Origin of the sequence: Microcoleus sp. MON1_C5, assembly GCF_036701875.1 — a bacterium.
Taxonomy (GTDB): domain Bacteria; phylum Cyanobacteriota; class Cyanobacteriia; order Cyanobacteriales; family Microcoleaceae; genus Microcoleus.
Genome location: NZ_JAUBRN010000054.1, coordinates 1 through 22084, shown reverse-complemented (window position 1 = coordinate 22084; position 22084 = coordinate 1). Strand labels below are relative to the sequence as shown.

Here is a 22084-nt window from a genome sequence, read left to right as displayed (position 1 = left end):
CCCTGCTTCCCCTAAATGTACCTGGCTAAGTAATCCTCATAGATTTCAGTATTGGTCCATAGCGTCAGTTCGACTTTTTCGCGATCGCCATCGATCGCCGCACTCGTGCCATTATTTAGACTCGCTTCGGGGATGAAATCGCCACAGTATTCATTGACAGGTACGGCTTCGTTCATCTTCTTGGGATAGCTCAAACCCAGATGGCTCATAATCTTGATAAATTGTTCGCCGCTGCGATCGGCAAATCGAGTATTGAGGCGCTTTTCTTTCCCAATTGTGGAAACGGTGCGCCCTTTGTAATCATGGGCGGGATAAACAATGAAAATAGGAGTCTGACAGTGAGGAAATTGTGGCCACGGGGGACGATCGCCAAGAGTGTTGGTAGGGATTTTTAGCGGCTGCAATCTAACTGCGCCATCGCCACCGTCTCGACTTCCTCAAATTGGTCGCGAGAAACCAAGGGTGCAGCCACCCAAACCAGGCACCAGAGAACCAATCAGCGAGCGCCATCAATAACCGCAACTTACTCCTGGGCAATCCCAGCAATGCAGCTCCCTGTGTTGCCAGCACCGACAACTACCTGATGGTAAAGCCACAGTACGTGATGAGCTACAACAGCAAAACTAAGACCGCCAATTGGGTTTCGTGGCAACTGAACCGCTCTTGGATGGGAACAGCCGATCGCCAAGACAACTTCCGCCCCGACGATGCCCTGCCGGATGCTTGGTACAAAGTCCGCCCCAACGATTACACGGGAAGCGGCTACGACCGAGGACACATTGCACCCAGTGCCGATCGCACCCCCAATGAAGCGGATAACAGCAGCACTTTCCTGATGACCAATATGATGCCCCAAGTGCCTGAAGTTAACAGAGGCGTGTGGGGTGACTTAGAAGAGTATTGCCGAGAATTGGTGCAGCAGGGCAAAGAACTTTACATCTCCGGCGGGGCCCGTGGGGAGGAAGGGCAGCATCGGTAAAAAAGAAAAGATTGCAGTGCCGGCTAAGAATTGGAAAGTTATCGTGGTGCTCGACAGACAAGGATTGGGAATGCAGGGAATCACATCAAACACCAGGGCTATCGCCGTGATGATGCCCAACGATAGCAGCGTCAAAGGTTCTGGATGGAAAAGTTTTCGAGTTTCGGTGGATCTTGTAGAGCGGGAGACTGGGCTGAATTTCTTGTCAAACGTGTCGCCGCAGGTTCAGCAAATCATTGAGGGGAAAGTCGATAGCCAATGATGCTCCCTGCCGATACCATTGGTAACAACTTAGAAGGGACTAGATTTTGTCAATACTCCTTTGTGTAGAAAGATAATTGAATAATAATGATAATCAAACAAGGGGGTAAAGGTGGGAGAGTCTGCATACGGCGGACTCTCCCAGCGACAGCGATTATCATTATTAATAAGTCGTGTGCTCGACTGGCGTTGCGGGCGATCGATCGTAGTTGCGGGCCCGCATGATAGTTGCGGGCGTTGGTATTATCAAACGATAGAATTGACAAAAAATTGAGCAATTGTGTAGGTCAGTAAATAGGGCTAAGAGTCAAAAAACCAACCGTGACCATGCCAAAAAAACCACCAGACCGATGGTGGAAGACGAGGTGATTGCCTCGCAACTATCGGCATTACTTACACCAGCCATGACATCACAAGAAAATTACTACCGTCAACTGGGTTTATTCGCTTATAATTCTTAACCTACCGTTGATGGTAGCAGCGGTATTAACTTTACTGTGGCGAGACGTGGCGGGAGTGACAGAACTCACAAGAATGCTGGCAGCGTGAAGGTTTTTTGTGGTGCCGACCCACGACTGTTACTCAACAAGCAATGTCGAGCGAGAGTTTTAAGTTTTCCAGCTCAATTATTTGAGGGAGTATTCAAAAATTTATTACCGAGTTTAAGAACATCTTGGCACCAGAGAAATCAACGACCCCTACCAGAAAGCATTCAACTTGCCTTGCGGAAGTTTTCACGAGTTTGGATAGTAGATAGCTCAACGCTCGAAGCATTATTTTGCAAGCTCAAAAGCCGGGAAGATTTGCCAAAAGGGCAGTTGGCCGGGAAAATGGCAACAGTTATAGATTTAATGACCCGGCTGCCTGTCGAAATTTGGTTTCTGGAAAATCCCAAAGCTTTTGATGTGAAGTTAGAAGAAAATATTCTGCAATTGGTTGAAGGCAAAACTTTACTCTTGCTGGATAGGGGATTCTATCATTTTAGCTTTTGGCTGAAATTAATTGAACGAGATATTCACGCTTATTACTCGGTTAAAAAAAGGAGCATCAATTAAATACGAACAAGTATTCACCCAGAGTTACGACCTCCGAGATAGCCTAATTCGTCTGGGGTCAGGAACCACAAAAACTCCATATATCACCTTACGTCTGAGTGAGGTTCGTTCGGGTAAAACCTGGCATTCTTATTTAAGAAGTGTACTTGACCCTAAGATATTACCTCCCTACGTTGTGGCAGATTTATATCGCAGGCGGTGGCGCATTGAAGAAGCCTTTAATACCGTTAAAAGACTCTGGGGATTAAGTTATTTGTGGACGGGTTCTCTCAACCGTATTCAGTTACAAATTTGGGGTACTTGCCTGTTTTATGCTGTCTTGGTCGATTTAGGTAATACTGTTGCTGACCAACTCTCTTGATCAATAGATGCCATCTCATTAGAAATGATTGACCGCAGTCTTTACCATTTTTACGTAGCCCATCAAAAAGGTAAGGCAACTGACCCGATCTCATATTTCACGGCACCTGAAAATCAAGATTTAGGTATTGTTAAACGACAACGAAAACCCAATGTTAAGTTAATTGTCGCCCCTTTCCCCGAGCGACAGCGTAACACTGACGAATTTTTCTTTAAAGCTTCTACTGAAATCCTCTTGACAACTGCCATGCAGCCTTAACTTGTTACCAATGGCAACAGCATCTTCATTTCTCGATTCTCAACACCGCTTAGAGCTTAACCGAGAAGTATTGGGTGATGTTGTTGTCAGAAAAAATGAAAAAAATGAAGCTAAGAAGAAGAGGGATAATTGAGTCCGTGAATGACCAATTAAAAAACTTATGTCAAATTGAACATACAAGACATCGAAAAGTAGCTAATTTTATGGTGAATTTAGTAGCCGGAATGATTGCTTATACTTATCAACCAAATCAACCATCATTGTATGAGATTGAACAACCAGTTTACTATTTTTAATGAAGTAGACTTTTATGATAAACGTTAAACCTGAAAAGCTGAGTTCGTCTCGTCAAGAGAGCAAGAGAGTAGGAATTTAGGCTTTCCCTTTCGTCCCTAGTTGTGGTATTTTTGTGTGATTTGTGACCACCCAATACACTTAAATTTTCCATTGAACTCACGTTGACTCATCTGATATGGCATTTTTGAAAAATCAAAACTCGGAATTTTTTCCCACGCTAAGTTTTCTAGTTTTAGTTTCTACTGTTCGTCAAAATAAGTAGACAATATCTATAATTCTTGGAAGAGCATATATATTGGAGGCGTTATCTGTAGTCGGCATTTAGAGAATTGGTATAAGGCGCGGTTAGTCAAAACTTCAGTAAGTACGAGAAGTAAGTATTTAACAATCTTTCATCTACTGGTGGACAGCTAATGCAGCTACCAACTAAACCATCGATCGCCTTTTGAGAATCAAAGCAAATACTTAGAATTTTGATTGTCTGTAAAGATACGGCTTCATCAGAGAAAAGGCTGACCAGTGGATGCAAAGCATTTTCTGTTGAATTTTCAACCAATTTTAATAACTCAAAGTTCCATTGTTTATGAGGAATGCGTTCGAGTGAGTAGCCAAGAGAGCGAATGAAATCGAAAAGCTGATTCCAAGGAATGGGGTGAGGGTTAACTAAATGGAAAGCTTTCCCGACTAATTCTTTTTGTTTGGATAAATGAACGATCGCTTGGCTAACATAATCCACAGGAGTCATGTCTACCATGATGTCTAAATCAGGTGTTTTTCCCATTTGAATGCAGCCTTTAAGCATTCTGCGGAGCAGATCGGCAGTATTGCAAATACCCGTTTGGCTGTCTCCTGAGATAAATCCCGGTCTATAAATATAAACGGGTAGCCCTCTTGAATAGGCAGTCATAACTAATTTTTCAGCTACCCATTTACTTTGATCGTAACCTTCAGAAAGACTTTCACTATCAGGTAGTTCGTCTTGTTCTCTAACTATTGTATTTTGCTCGTAAGTATCCGAGGAAAATACGCCAATGGTAGAAACGAAATGCACGGGTTTTACTTTGATAATGCAGGCTAATCTCAAAACTTCCTGCGTACTGAGAACGTTTACCGCTTTTAATGCAGAGTATGGATAAATTAGATTTGTTGATGCACCATTGTGGTAAATTACATCTATTTTGCTTGCCAGTGAACGAAATTCATCTGATGTAAGTCCTAAGAATGGTTGAGATAAATCTCCTAAAACTGGGATGATCCGGTTGCTGATAGGTTGGTTATAAAGTAAGTAGCGTTCTAGACTTGTTTGGATTTTTTCACTGCCTTGTTCGAGGTTGGATGCTCTTACCAGGCAATAAATATTTGCCTGCGTTTGGTTTAGTAAGTCATTAAGTAAGTGAGTACCAAGAAATCCGGTTGCTCCTGTTAATAAGATGTGAGAGGGTTTTTTACTCCATTCAAAAGTAATATTTTCAGCAGAGATTGTAGAATCTAGAATTGCTTCCGCGTTTAGATCGATAGTTTCTTTTTGTGGTGATGTAGAATTGAAATCTGGGCGACTAGCGAGAGCGATCGCATCCGCAGTTCCCGCAATGGTCGGTACTTCAAAAAATTGTCGCAGCGATACTTCTACCTGAAAAGCATCTCTCACTTTAAACATTAACTGAGTAACTTTTAAAGAATGCCCGCCCAAATCGAAAAAGCTATCGTAAATGCCAACTCGATCGATACCCAGAATCTTTTTCCAGATTTCAGCTAACTTTTCTTCCACAGGAGTACGAGGCGCAATGAATGCTGTTTGTAGTTCTTCTCGATTTCCTTCTGGCGCTGGTAAAATTCGGCGATTTACTTTTCCCGAAGGAGTTAATGGCAGTGCTTGTAAAAATACAAAAGCGTTAGGAATCATGTATTCAGGCAACTTTTCTTGCAAAAAGTGCCGCAATTCGTTAGCAGAAGATGCTAACTCTTTAGAGGCAACTACATAAGCAACTAAACGCTTGTCGCCTGGTATATCTTCCCTAACTATCACAACAGCTTCTGCTACGTTTGGGTGTTGTACCAAAGCAGTTTCGATCTCTCCTAACTCAATCCGAAAACCGCGAATTTTTACTTGGTCGTCAATTCGACCCATATACTCGATGTTACCATCTGGTAAATAGCGGGCAAGATCGCTGGTTTTGTACAGTTTTGAGTTTTGAGTTTTGAGTCTTGAGTTTTCTTTTAATTCAGAACTAAAAACTAAGAACTCATCACTATTTAAGAATGGGTTTTCAATAAACCGTTGGGATGTTAAATCTGGTCGGTTGATATAACCATTGGCTAAACTAACACCGCCGATGTAAAGTTCTCCAGGAATACCAATAGGTACTGGTTGTAATTGCGAATCGAGGATGTGGATTTGGGCGTTGGCAATAGGACGACCGATCGAGGGCAATTTAGGCCAATTTTCAGGTGAACCAGTAAGAGTAAATGCCGTTACGACATGACTTTCGGAAGGGCCATATTGATTGTGCAAAGTGCCATCTTTTAGCTGACTAAACCAATTGACGATCGCTCGACTAATTTGTAACTGTTCGCCAGCAGTAATAATTTCTCGCAAACTATTAGGTACGATTCCTCGCTCCTCAGCAACCTCAGCTAGATGCTGAAGCGCAATAAAAGGAAGGAACAAACGTTCGATCGCTTCATTTTGGAGAAGTTGCAATAAAGCTACTGCATCTTTGCGAGTAATGTCTGAAATTAACACCAAAGTGCCGCCAGAACACCAACTGGAAAAACATTCCTGAAAAGAAACATCGAAACTGATGGGGGCAAATTGGAGGGTTTTAGTAGCAGGAAAAGCGAAATTTTGTAATTGCCAATCGATCAGATTCACCAGGGGACGGTGACTCATTGCTACCCCTTTTGGTTTGCCTGTCGAACCTGATGTATAGATAACGTAAGCTAAATGGTCGGGTAATACGGCTGTCGTGGGGTTATCTTGCGAGCGTTGGGCGATCGATTTCCAGCCCCGATCTAAACAGATCGCTGGTATCCCATACTCTAACAGTGGCGGCAATAAACTTGCCTGAGTTAGCACTACTGGAACTCCGGCATTTTCCAGCATATAAGCTATCCGTTCTTGCGGATAAGCCGGGTCGAGAGGTAAGTAAGCCGCACCTGCTTTTAGGATACCCAAAAGTCCGATCGCCATTTCCAGCGATCGTTCTACACAGATACCAACTACTGCATCTCGTACAACTCCTAGCGATCGTAAATGATGCGCTAATTGATTTGCCCTTTGATTCAACTCCTGATAGGTGAGTTGTTGCCCTTCAAATATTACTGCTACCGCATCGGGATTTTGCTCTACTCGATCTTCAAATAACTGGTGAATGCACTTATCTGACGAATAATTGGCCTCCGTAGCATTGTAATTTATTAACTGTTGCCGTTCGCTAATTGTTAACAAAGACAACTTCAAGATGGACTGGTCTGGGTTGGCAACCATACTTTCCAACAAAGTGATAAAATGTCCAACCATCCGGGAAATAGTAGCAGCATCAAATAAGTCTGTATCGTACTCAAAACGCCCGATAATTCCTTCCGTTTTTTCTTCTAGTTGGAGAAACAAATCACACTTCGATGTACCGATATGAATGTCCATCTGGCTGACTTGCCAATCCTTAGAATCCAAAGTTACGAGCGGCGGTTCTAAAATAAACATCACCTGAAATAACGGGTTTTGACCCAACTTTCTTTCTGGTTGAAGTTCTTCCACCAGTTTTTCAAATGGCAAGTCTTGGTAAGTATAAGCTCCTAAAGCTACTTCTCGTTCCCTGGAAAGTAACTCTCGGAAACTGGGAAAACCAGAAAGGTCAGTACGCAGAATCAGCGTATTAAGAAAGTACCCAATCAATCTTTCAATCTCCGATCGATTTCGCCCACCAATAACAGTGGCGACGGGAATATCTTCTTGTCCTGAATAGCGGTAAAGCAAAATTTTGAATGCCGCCATTAATGTCATAAATAAAGTGACATTTTCCTGAAGGGAAAAAGCTTTCAAAGCCTCAGTTAAACCCTTCGAGAGTGCCAGAGTTTGCATTGCACCTCGAAACCTTTGAACTGGCGGTCGTGGATTATCGGTGGGCAAATGTAGCGGGGGCAAATCTGCTAATTGCTGTTTCCAGTAAGCTAGCTGTGGCTTCAGTAATTCTACTTGTAGTTGTTGCCGCTGCCAGTAGGCAAAGTCGGCATACTGAACGGTTAATTCTGGCAGGGAGGAGGGTTTGCGATCGCAAATAGCTTCGTAGAGTGCTACCAGTTCGGGAAATAGTACGCTGTATATAGAAACCGCATCTAAAATAATGTGATGTACGGTTATATATAGTCTGTAATCCGTCTCGCTGAGTTGAATTAGCGTAGTTCGTAGCAACAAATCAGAGGTAAGATTAAAAGGTTGCCGTGCCTTTTCTGTTACCAACCGCAAAGCTTCTGTTTCGCGATCGCTTTCTGACGCTATTTCTTGAAGATTAATTAATGGTAGAGGTAAATCACAACTTGGCTGAACGATCCGAATTGGTTGCCCATCAACGACAGAAAAGTTGGTTCGCAGAATTTCGTGGCGCTCGATAATTTGGTTGAAACTTTGTTCTAACGCTAACTGGTTGAGGGAACCAGGTAAGTAAATCGTAAAGTGTTCGTTATAAAAAGGATTACCCGGTTCCACTTGTGCCAAAAACCACAACTGTTGTTCGCCAAAAGAGAGAGGCAAATTCTGGTTGCGAGAAATCACTTCGATTGGAGAAAGTTGTAACCTTGAGTTTGTTTGAAGTTCTGTTTCTATTTGCTGGGCTAATTCGGCTATGGTGGGTGCTTCAAACAAAGAACGCAGAGACAATTCTATTTCAAGCGTATTGCGGATGCGAGAAATAGCTTGAGCAGCTAGTAACGAGTGTCCTCCGCATTCCCAAAAATTGTCATGAATCCCAACTCGCTCTAATCCTAAAATTTCCGCCCAAATTCTTGCTAGCACTTCTTCAACCGGAGTACCAGGAGGAACAAAATGCATTAAGTCCAGCTCTCGTTCCAATTCCAAAACCTCGGGATTTCCTCCACTTTCGCTAACCAATTCAATATTGTTATTTGGCTGTTTATCTATGATTTTTCTAGGTGTAGGTAGCGCTTTGCGATCCAGTTTTCCGTTGGGAGTTAGCGGTAACTCTTTCAGGATGACAAAGTGAGAAGGCACCATATATTCGGGCAACTTCTGTTTCAAGAAGCTGCGGAGGTTACGGCTAACAGTGCGTTGCAAAACTTTCAAATATTTCTGTTTTTCCAGGAGATAATCAACGCTAGCTTGGATGGTAGTTGGCTGGGTTGACGTTAGCTCAAACTGAATCCCAATTCGCTGTTCTTCTTGCCATACTATTTTACCTTCTACCCACAATAATTGAGAATTTCCTGGTGGTTGTAAGTGCAGGCGAACGCGACTACCTAGCTCTAAAATTTCTGTTATTCCTACTAAGCTAATCCCACCTATTGAAATGTCTTCGGTGCTTACTTCGATAGTACGACTCCCATCAAATTCAACTAGGCAAGGACTTTGATAAGGTATCCGTTCCGGGATGAGATTAGAGACGATGTAGGCGACTAAACGCTTGTCGCCCGGTACGTCTTCGCGTGCGATCGCAACGGCTTCCTGCACGTCAGGATGTTGTCGCAGTGATGCTTCAATTTCTGCTAATTCTATTCGGAATCCGCGAATTTTTACTTGATGATCGAGCCGCCCTACAAATTCAATATTACCGTCTGGTAAGTAGCGAGCTAAATCACCAGTTTTGTATAGGCGCGAACCTGGTTCATTGCTAAAGGGATTGGGAATAAATTTCTCTTGAGTAGTTTCGGGAAGGTTGAGGTAGCCTCTTGCTAGTCCCACACCAGCAATGTGGAGTTCTCCAAGAATGCCTACAGAAACAGGCTGTTTATGGCGATCGAGAATATAGATTTGAGTATTATCGATCGCAAGACCAATTGGCAGCACGTCCATGCTTTCAAAGCATTGTGCGACTGTAGCGCAGACAGTAGACTCAGTAGGCCCGTAAGCATTAAAGAACCGCCGTCCCTTAGCCCATTGAGCAACCAAATTTGTTGGACATGGTTCTCCCGCGACGATGATATTCTGCAACGCTGGCAACTCCTCACTCGGCAGAGCACTAAGTGCTGATGGCACGAGAGTAAGATGGGTAATCCCCTGCTCTTGCAATAGTCGCAGTAAAGGTTGTCCCGGTTGCAGCGACTCTCGCGTTCCCAGGTAAAGCCGCGCTCCGGAACACAGAGCCATGACAATTTCCCAAATAGAAGCGTCAAAGCTCAAGGAGGCAAATTGGAGAACGCGACTATCGGGGTGCACATCAAACAGTTTGATTTGTGCCAGCGCTAGATTGCACAATCCTCGGTGAGCAATGAGAACTCCTTTGGGATTTCCGGTTGAGCCGGAGGTATAGATTACATAAGCTAAGTTCTCTGGTACCACATCACTGATGGGAGGAATTTCGGGCATCACAGAGATTTTTTTCCAATCAGAATCTACACAAACTACCCGTGCTTGATGTTCTGGTAACGAGGCAATCAGTTGTTTCTGAGTTAATAGAACTGGTGGTTGTGAATCATCTAGTATATAAGCGATGCGCTCAGATGGATAGGCAGGGTCTATGGGGACGTAAGCGCCGCCAGCTTTGAATACGCCCAAGATTCCCACGATCGTATCAAAGGAACGTTCGACGCAGATGCCTACTAACACTTCTGGCCTTACTCCGAGCGAGCGCAGGTAATTCGCTAACTGATTCGCTTTTACATTCAATTCTCGGTAAGTTAATTTTTGTCCTTCAAACACCACCGCCACAGCATCCGGTGTACGCTCCACTTGAGATTCAAACAGTTGATGAATAGCTCCACCTTTCAAATGATCGGACATTTGATGCTTCCTCTAAGTAATTATACTAAGTGACTGATTGTAAGCGATTATCTAGAACTTTCACTCTGAAGCAATGCTCAACTAAAAGCCTTTGTGTTTAGCGAAAAGCTTGACAGGTTCGAGCTAAGTTTAAAGCTTACTCTTCTGTCCGCTATTTTTGGCATCACTGCTACTAAATATAGGTTACTCCAAATTGAAAAAAAATCACAAATTTAGGAGGAGCCAAAATTATTTACTACCTTCAGAATCAACAAAATAAAATCTACACTCGAAAGCTTGACTTTGGGCGATTTTGCTGAGTTACGGGAATCTCAATTATGAACTCCGCACCTTGACCTGGTGCTGAAACGCAGTTCAGTTGTCCGCCATGTTTTTCAACCACAATTTGATAACTAATAGACAACCCCAAACCCGTTCCCGAACCAACGGGTTTGGTTGTGAAGAATGGGTCAAATAGTTTAGTACGCACTTCTTCTGTTACGCCAGTTCCATTGTCAGCAATCCGTATTCTTATCCAATCGCAATCTATTACTTCAGTCACGATAATAATCGTATTAGAGTTTTTCTTAATTTGTGTTTGTGACCGAGGGCGCTCTTCTAACGCATCGATCGCATTAGTAATAATGTTCATAAATACTTGGTTTAATTGACCTGGGTAACACTCTACTAATGGCAGTTTTCCATAGTTTTTAATTACCTGAATCGCTGAATGAACCGCCTTTTTATTCAAACGGTTTTGCAAAATTAGCAGCGTACTTTCAATACCCTCATGTATATCTACTGATTTCATATCTGCTTCATCTAAACGGGAAAAATTTCTGAGTGACAAAACGATTTCGCGAATACGGGTTGCTCCCAGTTGCATTGAAGAAAACAATTTAGGTAAATCTTCCAATAAGTATTCCAACTCAATTTCTTCAATATAATTTTGAATTTCTGATTGAGGACTATGATTGCTGTGTTGGTAGAGCTCGATTAAATGTAATAATTGTTCGCTATATTCCTTAGCGTGGTTTAAATTACCATAAATAAAGTTCACCGGATTGTTAATTTCGTGAGCAACACCAGCAACTAATTGTCCCAAACTAGACATTTTTTCAGTTTGAATAATTTGTGCTTGAGCTTGCCTTAGTTCATCCAAAGCTTTTTGTAATTTAATTGCTTGGTCTTTTAATTTATCATTTTTGTCGCTGAGTTCAAATGTGCGTTCTTCCACCTTTTCTTCTAGCGTGCGGCTGTATTCTTCTAAATTTTTATAAAGCAAAGCATTTTCTAAAGAAATAACTATTTGTGTAGAAAGAATTTTAACAATTTCTAAACGAGCCGATGTAAATGCCCCAACAGTTAAATTATTCTCCAAATAAATTATGCCAATGAGTTTATTTTGATTAATAACTGGAGCACATAAAATGGATTTAACTTTAGCCTTAATGATATACGAATCTTTGACAAATATTCCCTCTTTTGAGGCATTATTTAAAACAATATTCTCTTTAGTTCTGGCTACGTAATTTATCAAAGAAACTGGTAAACTTGGGCTATTATCTATAGATGTCGATGGCCACAAAGTTATTTTTTCTTTTTCTACAGTACCAGTCGCTTTGAGAGTTAAAATACCATCGGTTTCTAAAACAAGGCAGCTAGTTTGAGCGCCAGCATTTTCCATTAAAACTTTTAGTAATTTCTCCAAAAACTTATCAAGTACAATTTCGCCCGCAAGAGCTTGGGATGCTTTGATAATAGTTCCCAAGTCTAAAACATCTGCTTTAGTTGCTATACTTGAAGAACTTGTCGTAACAGTTAGTTCTCGACTAGAAGTTTCATTAGAGGTTAAAGAGAGTAATTGCGGGTATTTTGATTCCAAATCTTTAACTTTTGCTATTGCTCCCCAACGAACATAGCAATAGTAAGACTCTCCTAAATATGTTTGAGCTATTTTTTCTCTTCCAAGACTGCGATAAAATTCTGCTGCTTTTTCATTCGCTAGTGCTTCTTCGTGAATATAACCTTGCTCTTTGGCTCCTTGAATTGCTAGATCGTAATATTCCATTGTTGGCAGTATATGCCCTAAAATTTTAGCCTTTTCTGCTTCTACTAAATAATATTTGTGTTCGTAATTCATGGGAGCATATAACGACCATTTTTTTAATTTAATTTGGTTTTCTTCCACTTGTTTTAGGTTGATTTCTCTATCAATTTCTCCGACAATTGAACATTGTGCAAGTAGAATCATAGAATAGTAAAAATTTTGTTCGCTTGTATGTAATAGACCTGCCAAATAACCAGAATATTGCTCGGCTAGCTTTATATAACTAACTGCTTCTGCGTAATTTTCAAATAAATATAAAAATATGGATTTGGCAAGATACAGAGAAAAAAGTAATGCACCATTATTTGATTCAATAAAACCAGGCAGCATTACTTCTTCATCAAAGAAATTACCTAGCGCTCTACATTCATTTTCTGTCTTATTCAAAAGTTTCCCAACTAATTGTCGCCAAATTATAATAGGTAAGCTAAAGTAACTTATTTTTAAATTAACTAATAGGTTTATGTAAATAGTTTGTTTAGCACAGACTTCATTTAGTTGCTCGCCTACAAAAAATGGATAAAGTGAAGTGTAACCAGCCGCGTAACCCGCATACTCTAAATCGCCATTTTCTAAACCATGTTGAACAGCTTCTTGTAAAGGTTCTATGGTTTCCCTAACATGGCTTACCCAAATTTTGATATGAGCATAAAATACTTCATATACTTTCGTTTTAACTTCTTTAGCATTCAACTTTTCTAATAAATTTATTCCTATTTGAGCGATCTGATATCCACTTTCAATATTATCTATTGAAGTACAAAGGAGCAGTCCATAAAAAGCATAAGCGAAAGTAGATAGTGATGAATTTCCATACTTAAGGCAAATATTGACCATCGTAAACACGATCGGTGACAAAAGTGCTGGATTCATTACATAAGCAGGTGTTATCGCTTTAATTAATATTCGCATAGCCGCAAGTTTATAAGGATCGACCATTTCTGGTAGATTGCTTAAATTTCCGATCTCTAATCCTTCCGGCAATTTTTTAACTAAAGTTTCTCCTAGCATTTCCAGCACTAAGAACGATGTGTCAAGCGCTGCTTGCATCTGATTGAGAGAAATATAAAATTGAATCTTTATTTCGTATGTTTTAATTTTTTCTAAAAGCGAAGTAGCTTGTTTTAACACAATATCACCAAGGCAACTTGAAGTTTCAAAGTTACCATTTAAATATTCTACTTCTACTGCCTCTGTATATAGCGACCAAGTTAATTCATAATTACTATACCAGCTATCTTCTGCAAGTAGTTCTAGACCAAAATTTAAGTATCCATGGGCGAGTTCATAAGCTGCTGCTGCTTTTGCTTTCCGAGCAGCAAACAGATTTAACTCAGCCAGATTGTGTGGATTTTTTTGATGGGTAATTAACTCAATAGCTATATTTAAATGATTGACAATATCAAAAATTTTGTCTTCTATTTCTGTTGTTTGAGTATTCTTTAGCAAGAGTTGACCGACTTTTAAATGAAGTTCTTTTTTTTGCCCATCAGGAATTAAAAAATAAGCGGCTTGTTGAACGCGATCGTGCAAAAATTTATACTCAATATTTAGAGATAAATTACTTTGATTTTCGGACTCATCAACTAATGTTAAGGTTGTATTTAAATCATTAGCTAAAGGAATTTTATAAGCACCGCTCAAAGGGAAAATTAAATCTTCTTGAAGTGCTTGCCAAAGCTCTGTTGCGGTACCTGATAAAGATTTTTCATTGACTATTGCTAGATCCTTTAATGTAAATGTATTACCAATACAAGCTGCTACTTTTAAAACATTTTGCGTGAAAATAGGAAGCTTTTCAATTTTTTTAACCATTAGTTCAACAACATTCTCTGTCATTTTAACTTGTTTAATTCGCTGAATATCCCACTGCCATTTACCAGCAGTTAGATCGAAGGAAAGTAGGTTCTCTTGGTAGAATCTTTTAAGTATTTGAGTTACAAAAAAGGGATTGCCAGCCGTTTTGTTAAAGACTATTTCTGCTAAAGGTAAGGCTCTTTCTAATTCGCAGTGAAGCGTGTCTGCAATTAATTCATTAACTTGAACAGTATTTAAAGGTTGTATATCGATCTGATTTACTTTAACTCCCGCTTTTTGAATTTCATTCAAAAGCAACGTCAATGAATGAGTTTCGTTCACTTCGTTATCTCGGTAAGCTCCAATTAACAAAAAGTATTGACTATCTAATGACATTATTAGTAGCTGGAGTAATTTTAATGAGGCAGAATCAATCCACTGTAAGTCGTCTATGAAAAGAACTAAAGGATGTTTTTTACTGGTGAAAACACCCACAAACTTTTGAAATACTAAATAAAATCGATTTTGTGATTCTCCAGATTCTAATTGAGGAACAGGTGGTTGCTGCCCAATAATTAATTCTACTTCAGGAATGACTTCAATAATAACTCTGCCATTTGTACCCAAAGCTTTTAATAACTTATTTTTCCAAATTTCGACTTTTTCTTTACTTTCAGTTAATAGCTGTCGAATCAAGGTCTGAAAAGCTTGAATTAGTGCAGCATAAGGAATACCGCGTTTAAATTGATCGCATTTTCCAGAAGTAAAATAACCCTTTCGCCGCACAATTTGTCTATCAATCTCATTAATCAAGGCTGTCTTGCCGATTCCTGAATAACCGGAAACAAGTATCATCTCACTCGTACCTTGACTGATTCTTTCAAATGCAGCGTTTAGGGTAGCAATTTCTAGAGCGCGGCCATAAAGCTTTTGGGGTATTTGAAATTTAGCAAAAATATCATGCTGACCGAGAATGAAATCTTTAATTCTTCCATTGGTTTGTAGTTGAGTTAAACACGCTTCCAAATCTGCCTTAATTCCATAAGCACTTTGATATCTATCCTCAGCAGTTTTGGCTAATAATTTCATTACGATATCAGATACTACTTTCGGGATAGTTGGATCTAGTTCATGCGGTAAAGCAGGTATTTTGGCAATATGGCTGTGAACGAGTTCCATCGCATCTGTAGTTTGAAATGGCAACTGTCTAGTCAGCATTTCATAAAATGTGACACCCAAAGAATAAAAGTCAGTACGATAATCGATCGCGCGATTCATCCTACCAGTTTGCTCTGGGGACATATAAGCCAAAGTTCCTTCTAATCGATCGGGATTGCTGGCTAGATATTTTTCTTGCATCAGAAGTGATGCAATTGAAAAGTCTGCGATCTTTATTTTTAATGTTCGCTCGTTAATAAGGATGTTATCGGGCTTGATATCTTTGTGTATAATATTTATTCTATGTACTTCTTCTAAAGCTTGAGTTAATCCAATTGATATTTGCAAAAATACAGATAAATCTATAAGTTTACCAGTTTGAAAAAAGTTTTTCAGTGAATTAGCACCAAAATCTTCTAAAACTATAGCTATATAATTGTTAGATTTTTCTAGGCTATAAGCTTTGATAATGCCTTCTGAATCTAAGTCTTTCATCAATTCATACTGATGTTTAAATACATAAATGTCTTGACTGGAAGGATATGCCTTTTTAATAATTTTAATAACAACAGGTTGACCATCTCGAATTCTTCGCGCTCTATAAACTAGGGTTATTAAACTATCGTGAATTTTTTCTAAGTATTCATAACCTGCAATAATAAACATGGCTTTTTCCTGGTTGTTAGCAGAAACTTTATAATTTTTATAATTCTAATTGATTTCTCTTAGTTTTGCCTCAGTAATTTTACTGTTTCAATCCTACAAATTAAATATAATTTAACGTGACTTCGATGGATTGTGCTCGCTTGGTTGACATAGTGGATGGGTGGGCGATCGCTTCATTGACCGGAGCTGCGGGAGTGGGCGCTCGCTTCATTTGTGCTGGCATCAAATCTCAAATGTTGAGGGAATTAATAATAACTTCAAACTGTTAAAATGTAGTGGATTCGGGTTTAGAACTTTTAAAACTTTGAAATCCGATCTTGGCTTTTTTGGCATTTTCCTAAAGATATAGCACTTCTTCAATTGGATAATAGTTTTTAACGAGCCACTTTGCTCTCCAACACTCAGCCAGAAGAAGCTGGATTTTTCTGGCTTTGTACCATTCCTCTATCTGAGCTGGTGTCTGAGCTTGCTTTAGGAGGTCATCGCTGGGCAAGCTGGCTATACGTTGGGCAATTTGCTCGCCTATTTCAGGGTTTTTTCGATTCCTTAGGTAACTGGGAGTAAAGTGGGAAAAACAGGGCAAAAGTAGCTCCGGTCGTTTACTGCCCAATTGTAATCCCTAATTTCAGAGCCGGATTATTTGCCCACCGCTGCGCTACGTGAGTATAAATAGAGGTTGTCCTGGGGTCTTTATGCCCCAACAAGTCCTGCACTTGCCGCAGTTTTGCCCCAGCTCGCAGCGCCAGCGTTCCCGCCGTATGTCTCAAACTGTGGGTCGATATCGTGCGCCCCGGCGTGTGTTTCAGCCCTGCTTCCTTTAAATGAGGAAACTATAGAAGCTAGCTGGTATCGCTTGCTCTCTGTGTAAGAGAGGAATAAAAAGGTTCCTAGCATAACAAAAAAGTCAATAGAAAAAAACCCACTAATTACTTTGCCGACCGTTCTCATATTACAACCTTTCCTGACTCTAATTATGCTTGCTATTTAACGAAATGATTAACAAACATTCATAGCTCGCCATGCCTGTTGCAATCAAGTCTCCACCAGTTTAGTAGACAGCCCCGCCCATTCACCACCACCGTCCGTCACCCCGACGATGTACGCATCGATGTTGGTGTTGCCCACTCGGTAAACTTGCAACTGCGATAGGTTCTGCTTCAACACGCTCACTAAGTTTTGAAACCGCTTTACTGTTTCCCGTTCTTCTTCATCGTGCCAATCTTCTTCTTGGGTGGCGATCGCAAAGAAATCATCAACCGTCCCCAGTTCTACGGGAGCATCGGGTGAATCTTCGGTGAGTTGCAGAAGTTTCGCCGGGGTGAGTTCTCCCTGTGTCTGCCAGCTAATGATGTCGAAAGGAGCGTCGGTTTCGCTGAGGAAGACCAAACCTTCTGAAGCTTGTTTGAGTTGCGTGGCGATCGAGTCGGTCATGGTGGCTGTTGATTAGCTGAAAACAAGACAAGTTAGAGATTTTAAGGATTGGTTGGTTGGGGCGAACGCATCCATCAACGCTGGCTGAATAATCTTTCACAAGTGTAAACCATCTTTGTCGCTAGGTTTTGGTGTTTTAGCAATTCTAGAACCGTCCTGATGTCGCAACCAGCCTCTAGTAAGTGAGTAGAAGCGGTCAAGCTTGGATGTATGCTGGAGTTTTACCAGACATTCATAAAAGTATGATGATGCGATGGCTCAGGTGGCGTTTGACGAGGTAGCGCGAGCGACGGATAGCCTCAAAGAAAGTGGAATTCGTCAGTTAGTTTACCAGTTGCGAGGGAAGTAACTTCAGGGCTGATAAAGCATCTGATTTACTCCTATTATTATTATTTAACATAAAAAATTAGAGAAGCTAGCAGTATGACAACAAAGATTTTATGTCCGGCTTGGGACAATCTCTCTAAGAAGCAAAAACAGCTTGCAACAGAATGGATCAAGTCACTCATCAGCTTTAGAATAACTACGACCCAATTATCTGATTCTCTTTTCGAGGAAGCTTCAGATAACTCCTTAAATCCAATAGATAATGCAATCAAAAACTTTCAGTTTGAGGTAGTAGACTCTTCAACTACTTCGGAAGGAATTAGCATTACAGAAATTATTCCACCAGTGGCATTGCGCGCCGGAGACAAGCCTATTGAGGGTTTAAAGCAATTACTCTGCCTATTAAAATGTTGGGAACAAGGCCATACTGACTGTGTAAACAAGTGTACTTAAGTATGCTTATGATTCAGTAGATTATCATTTTTAAAAGATGCAACAACCGCATTATGAAAGCTTAGCAGGAACCTGTTTTGAGGGGGCTGTTTTTCAAGGAATATCTTTTACTAAGGTAAACCTTGAAAAGTCAAGTTTCGATAAGGTTAATTTTGGAATAAAAGTGAGATGGCAAGTGTTCTTACTTTTTGCTACGCTGCTGTTAGCTAGTTTAGCTGGTTGTTTTCTAGGAGCAGGAAGCTTATTGGCGACGGGATTATTGACGGCATCTTCATTACCTTATGGGATTTCGGTTTTACTTTCTTTAAGTATCACATTATTTAATAGTATACAAAAAAACTTTGTTCTGGGAACTATTATAGGTATAGGAGCCTTGCTGCCACTTCTATTATTGTCGATCGCTCTGCCTTCCCAAACGGGTAGACTTGACATGAGTCTTCCTTTCTTTTTAGGATCGGGAGCCATAGTTTTAGTTTCAATAAGTATAGAAATTGCCACTTTATCGCTAATTTTATTGAGAGTTTCATTAGACTCTCTTGTGGTAGCTGCTGTAAGTACATTTCTTCCAATGCTTGCAGTAACTATTATAAGTGTACCCATAGCCAAAGTAATGCCGATCGTAATTGTAACTATTGCAATTTCCTGGCACCTTAGCCGAAAAGCACTCACTTGTAGTCCGGGCGGATTATGGAGGCTGCAAGCAGTAATAGCAATAGTGACAAGAAGAGGAAATTCCTTTAAGGGAGCTAACTTAACTGATGTAGACTTTACTGGTGCAACGCTTAAGTTTTGCGATTTACGAGAGGCTAATCTTACTCGTACTCGTTTCTATCAAGTTAAAGCGCTTGATTATGCTCGTCTGGACAATACCTACCTTGCCAATTCCCACATTCGGCAACTCGTTGTCACGCTCAACGGACAGTCTCAAAACTTTGATGGCTTGAATTTGGAAGGGGTGAACCTGCAAGATGCAAATCTGCCAGGTGCAAATCTGCAAGATGCCAGTTTTATTGGAACAAACCTCAACAACGCTAATTTACGGAATGCTGATTTGTCCCGAGCCATCCTGAAGCAAGCACAACTCGATGGTACAGATATGACGGGAGCAATTCTCACGGGAGCTTGTATCGAAGATTGGGGGATTACAGGTAACACCAAGCTAGAGGACGTGCAATGCGACTATGTATTCATGCGCCTGGAAACCAAAGATAATCCCAACCGATTGCGAAAACCGGATAACTGGGGAGAAACCTTTGCTGAGGGAGAGTTTGCAGATTTCATTAAACCTTACGTGGATACTCTAGATTTGTACCACAGTCAGGATATTGACCCCCGCGCTATCTCCATTGCGCTTAAAAAGTTATCAACCAACCATCCAGAGCAAGAGCTACGGTTTGTGGCGATCGAACGGCGGGGCAACAATGGCTTGAATCTCAGGTTTACAACTGCACCAGGAGCCGACAAATCTGAGTTAAGCCATCAGTATTTTAGAGATTACGCTCGAATCAAGAAGGAATTGCCGATCGCCGTTCAGCTACAACTAGCCGAACGAGACGCTGAAATTCGTACACTTAAGGATACGATTGAGCAGTTTATTGAAACAGGTACGCATCACTCTAAGATTCAAGCAGAAACAATTCAAATCATTAAAGGAGAATTAATTGTGACTCAGAATAAGGGAATCAACATTCGTTCACGCGGTGGCAACATTGGCGACATCAGCGGGTTAGTGGGTGGTGATGGAGTCGTTAATTTGGGCACGATTAGTGGCAATGTGACCAACACTCTCAATCAGTTGCCCGATTCCTCGGAAACCAATGAACCCAACATCAAAGAACTGCTGACACAACTCCAACAAGTCATCGAAAATGATTCCGATTTATCAGAGCCTGACAAAACGGATTTATTAGAGCAGGTGCAAGCTTTAGCAGAAGCTAAGCAAACAGAGGAACCTGCTAAAAAGGAAGGGCTGACACGAAAAGCGAGGAAGATGTTTGAGGCAACATTGAGCAGTTTGCCCCAGACGGCCAGCATTGTAGAGGCGTGCAGTAAGTTATTGCCCATGATTTTGAAGGGGTTAGGGTTGCCTGCATAACGTTGCACTATTTGTAGGCATAGCTGTAGCTACCTGCAACACTAATCTGCTACAGCTAACTAACACCTGTGGTATCCATAAGCAGCTTTTGGCAAACTTGAATCTTAGTGACAAGCCGAAAGCAGCCATTGTTCTCTTTGTTGGTGGGGAATTGGGAACGACCAAAGTAGAATAGCACCCTAATTTACTCACAGTTAGTCAAGCATACCGCGCCTCTTCATCAGCTTGAGCCTGTACTATTGGACAATAAGCCAAGGTGTACGAGAGTGGCATAGCGGATTGCTGCTTTGCTACAGCGGGCTTGGAGGCGATCGCGATAGTGCAACTCCTAGAATAGACAATGGTGCCGACTTTACCATTATGCTTTCCAACTGTCCAACCTGCCGATTCCACACATCCCACCAACATCACTGCACGGATATCGGGCGTGCAGTCAATCCGAACTATTGGGCTAACTGCTCAAAAACGGCTGATAAGGATTCAAAGCTCATCTAACCCTGGCCAGACTAAAAGCCTGTCTCTGGATAGCTAAAAACTTGTTAATATATTCAAGAGTCCCGCAGAAATAACTTACCACATCAATAGCTCGAACACGTTTACCAGGAGAGGCTCAATTGCCTCAAATAGGTAACTTATTCTTGCGTGATTCCGGCAGCCGTTGCACCTCACAATTCTGGACTCTTTTAAGTGGGTGCTGGAGCTAGCGTTCTAATCACATCTGGTAGATGAGGATGCGGCGATCGCTACCGTTGCAGCAGCAGAGCAGGGCAATCCTGGTATTTATCTGATTGCTAACGATCGACCTCATTCGGTGCGCGAATGGCTCACTGCGTTTGCTCAATGGCTGAATGCTCCACCACCGCCACAGGTATCGGTTGAGGATGCTCTGCAAATGGAAGGCGGTGCGGATGCTGTTTACTACGGTACTCAGATGCGAGGTGTATCAAATGCCAAGGCAAAACGCGAACTGAATTTTCAGCCGCGACCGTTGGAATGGGTGGTTGACCGTCGTGGTTCCTAACAGGAATAACAACTAAAAAGGAGTTTGATCGTGCAGAATATCACGCTTGAAACCATCACTCAAGCCGTTATTAATCATGGCGATCGCTTGAAGGGGTTAGGGCTGCCTGCATAACGTTGCACTATTTGCAGGCATAGCTGTAGCTGTAGGAGAGAGACCGCAATCATAATCACTCCAAACCGCAATAAGGAGCCTCAGCTTTGACGCGCGCGGCGCTCCTGTCCCCCAGCCACAGGCAACGGGCAACTGATCGCCTCGGCAGAAACGCAACGGTGGTCACAGAAAAATGTTAATCAATTCATGGGGCTGGTTGACTATTATGTCGCAGCCCTTGGGCACTGCCTCAAAGAAGCTGGGAAATATCGGGATGCCGGCCTGGTATCTGATGAAGAGTCGGTGCGGACACTAGCTACCACCCTCTTTATCGTCGCCACGCGAACGATGAGGAAATAGAAAAACAGAAGCTTTACTACCAAGTGGCTGCGAAGCAAAAAGAGGAAGCTGAAGCAAGGTATGGCGAGACCAAAAAGCGCTTGCGACTTCTGGGAGATACAGGCGGGTAATGCGTTGTTGGGTTGATTGGGCTGGCAAGCACTCCAGCCCTTCCTAAAACTCTTTTTGAAAAACTTGCCTTTTACCGTATATTCGACAGGTTGCCTCACGTAATTCAAATTCCTTTAACTAAAAAAACAGTAAGTTTACTAATTTACAAAATTGTTTTTATGGTTATTCAGAAACCTCACTGATTTTTTTATTAAGTTATATATTACGCAAACACGCTCGCGAACAAAAGTGTTAAATAAGTATTATAGCCTTTCTCATAAAGATGAGGTACAATAACAGCAGTGAGTAAACCAATTCCAAAGATTTTCTGATGTAACTTC

General features: G+C 41.3%; 12 protein-coding genes and 2 pseudogenes. 8 read left to right on the top strand and 6 right to left on the bottom strand.

Annotation, left to right across the window (positions count from 1 at the left end; translation table 11 throughout):
• Positions 1-11: 11 nt before the first annotated feature.
• Positions 12-404, bottom strand: coding sequence for a hypothetical protein (locus QUA71_RS22370; protein WP_333288382.1), 393 nt, complete (start codon positions 402-404; stop codon positions 12-14).
• A 179-nt stretch (positions 405-583) separates the two neighbouring features.
• Here QUA71_RS22370 and QUA71_RS22365 point away from each other — a divergent pair, with 179 nt between their 5' ends.
• The 4 genes and pseudogenes from QUA71_RS22365 to QUA71_RS22350 all read left to right on the top strand — a co-directional run bounded on the left by QUA71_RS22365 (position 584) and on the right by QUA71_RS22350 (position 3210).
• The gene (locus QUA71_RS22365) at positions 584-979 is read left to right on the top strand and encodes a DNA/RNA non-specific endonuclease (protein ID WP_333288380.1); all 396 of its coding nucleotides are present in this window, start codon (positions 584-586) and stop codon (positions 977-979) included.
• 16 nt (positions 980-995) lie between these two features.
• Complete coding sequence (locus QUA71_RS22360; RefSeq protein WP_445243819.1) at positions 996-1241, top strand: DNA/RNA non-specific endonuclease; 246 nt, start codon at positions 996-998, stop codon at positions 1239-1241.
• Positions 1242-1590: 349 nt separating this feature from the next.
• Positions 1591-2914, top strand: a pseudogene (locus QUA71_RS22355) (IS4 family transposase).
• A gap of 74 nt (positions 2915-2988) precedes the next feature.
• Positions 2989-3210: a transposase gene (locus QUA71_RS22350; protein ID WP_445243818.1), complete on the top strand. Its 222-nt coding sequence runs from the start codon at positions 2989-2991 to the stop codon at positions 3208-3210.
• 350 nt (positions 3211-3560) lie between these two features.
• On the opposite strand, the gene QUA71_RS22345 is transcribed toward QUA71_RS22350, so the two are convergent.
• From QUA71_RS22345 to QUA71_RS22330, 4 genes are all read right to left on the bottom strand, one after another.
• A complete protein-coding gene (locus tag QUA71_RS22345; RefSeq protein ID WP_333288377.1) occupies positions 3561-10163 on the bottom strand; it encodes an amino acid adenylation domain-containing protein in 6603 nt (2200 codons plus the stop codon).
• A gap of 262 nt (positions 10164-10425) precedes the next feature.
• Complete coding sequence (locus tag QUA71_RS22340; protein WP_333288375.1) at positions 10426-15873, bottom strand: AAA family ATPase; 5448 nt, start codon at positions 15871-15873, stop codon at positions 10426-10428.
• Between the two features lie 599 nt (positions 15874-16472).
• Positions 16473-16679 (bottom strand): tyrosine-type recombinase/integrase, encoded by a 207-nt coding sequence (locus QUA71_RS22335; protein WP_333288421.1) that lies wholly within the window; start codon positions 16677-16679, stop codon positions 16473-16475.
• 226 nt (positions 16680-16905) lie between these two features.
• Positions 16906-17304: a nuclease A inhibitor family protein gene (locus tag QUA71_RS22330; RefSeq protein ID WP_333288373.1), complete on the bottom strand. Its 399-nt coding sequence runs from the start codon at positions 17302-17304 to the stop codon at positions 16906-16908.
• A 423-nt stretch (positions 17305-17727) separates the two neighbouring features.
• Between QUA71_RS22330 and QUA71_RS22325 the strand changes: the two genes are divergently transcribed.
• On the top strand, positions 17728-18084 hold the full coding sequence (locus QUA71_RS22325; RefSeq protein ID WP_333288371.1) for a hypothetical protein: 357 nt from the start codon (positions 17728-17730) through the stop codon (positions 18082-18084).
• 37 nt (positions 18085-18121) lie between these two features.
• Positions 18122-18226: pseudogene (locus QUA71_RS29360) on the top strand (hypothetical protein); the annotation flags it as partial.
• 137 nt (positions 18227-18363) lie between these two features.
• On the opposite strand, the gene QUA71_RS22320 reads toward QUA71_RS29360, so the two are convergent.
• Positions 18364-18753, bottom strand: a complete 390-nt coding sequence (locus QUA71_RS22320) for a hypothetical protein (protein WP_333288369.1) — start codon at positions 18751-18753, stop codon at positions 18364-18366.
• Positions 18754-18799: 46 nt separating this feature from the next.
• On the opposite strand from QUA71_RS22320, the gene QUA71_RS22315 reads away from it, so the two are divergent.
• Positions 18800-20179, top strand: coding sequence for a pentapeptide repeat-containing protein (locus QUA71_RS22315; RefSeq protein WP_333288367.1), 1380 nt, complete (start codon positions 18800-18802; stop codon positions 20177-20179).
• An 811-nt stretch (positions 20180-20990) separates the two neighbouring features.
• Positions 20991-21200: a hypothetical protein gene (locus QUA71_RS22310; RefSeq protein ID WP_333288366.1), complete on the top strand. Its 210-nt coding sequence runs from the start codon at positions 20991-20993 to the stop codon at positions 21198-21200.
• Positions 21201-22084 lie beyond the last annotated feature (884 nt).

Bases quoted from the DNA above. Each gene is read 5' to 3' on its own strand.
- QUA71_RS22365 (WP_333288380.1), top strand. From the start codon at position 584: ATGGTAAAGCCACAGTACGTGATGAGCTACAACAGCAAAACTAAGACC.
- QUA71_RS22345 (WP_333288377.1), bottom strand. From the start codon at position 10,163: ATGTCCGATCATTTGAAAGGTGGAGCTATTCATCAACTGTTTGAATCT.
- QUA71_RS22340 (WP_333288375.1), bottom strand. From the start codon at position 15,873: ATGTTTATTATTGCAGGTTATGAATACTTAGAAAAAATTCACGATAGT.
- QUA71_RS22330 (WP_333288373.1), bottom strand. From the start codon at position 17,304: ATGACCGACTCGATCGCCACGCAACTCAAACAAGCTTCAGAAGGTTTG.
- QUA71_RS22325 (WP_333288371.1), top strand. From the start codon at position 17,728: ATGACAACAAAGATTTTATGTCCGGCTTGGGACAATCTCTCTAAGAAG.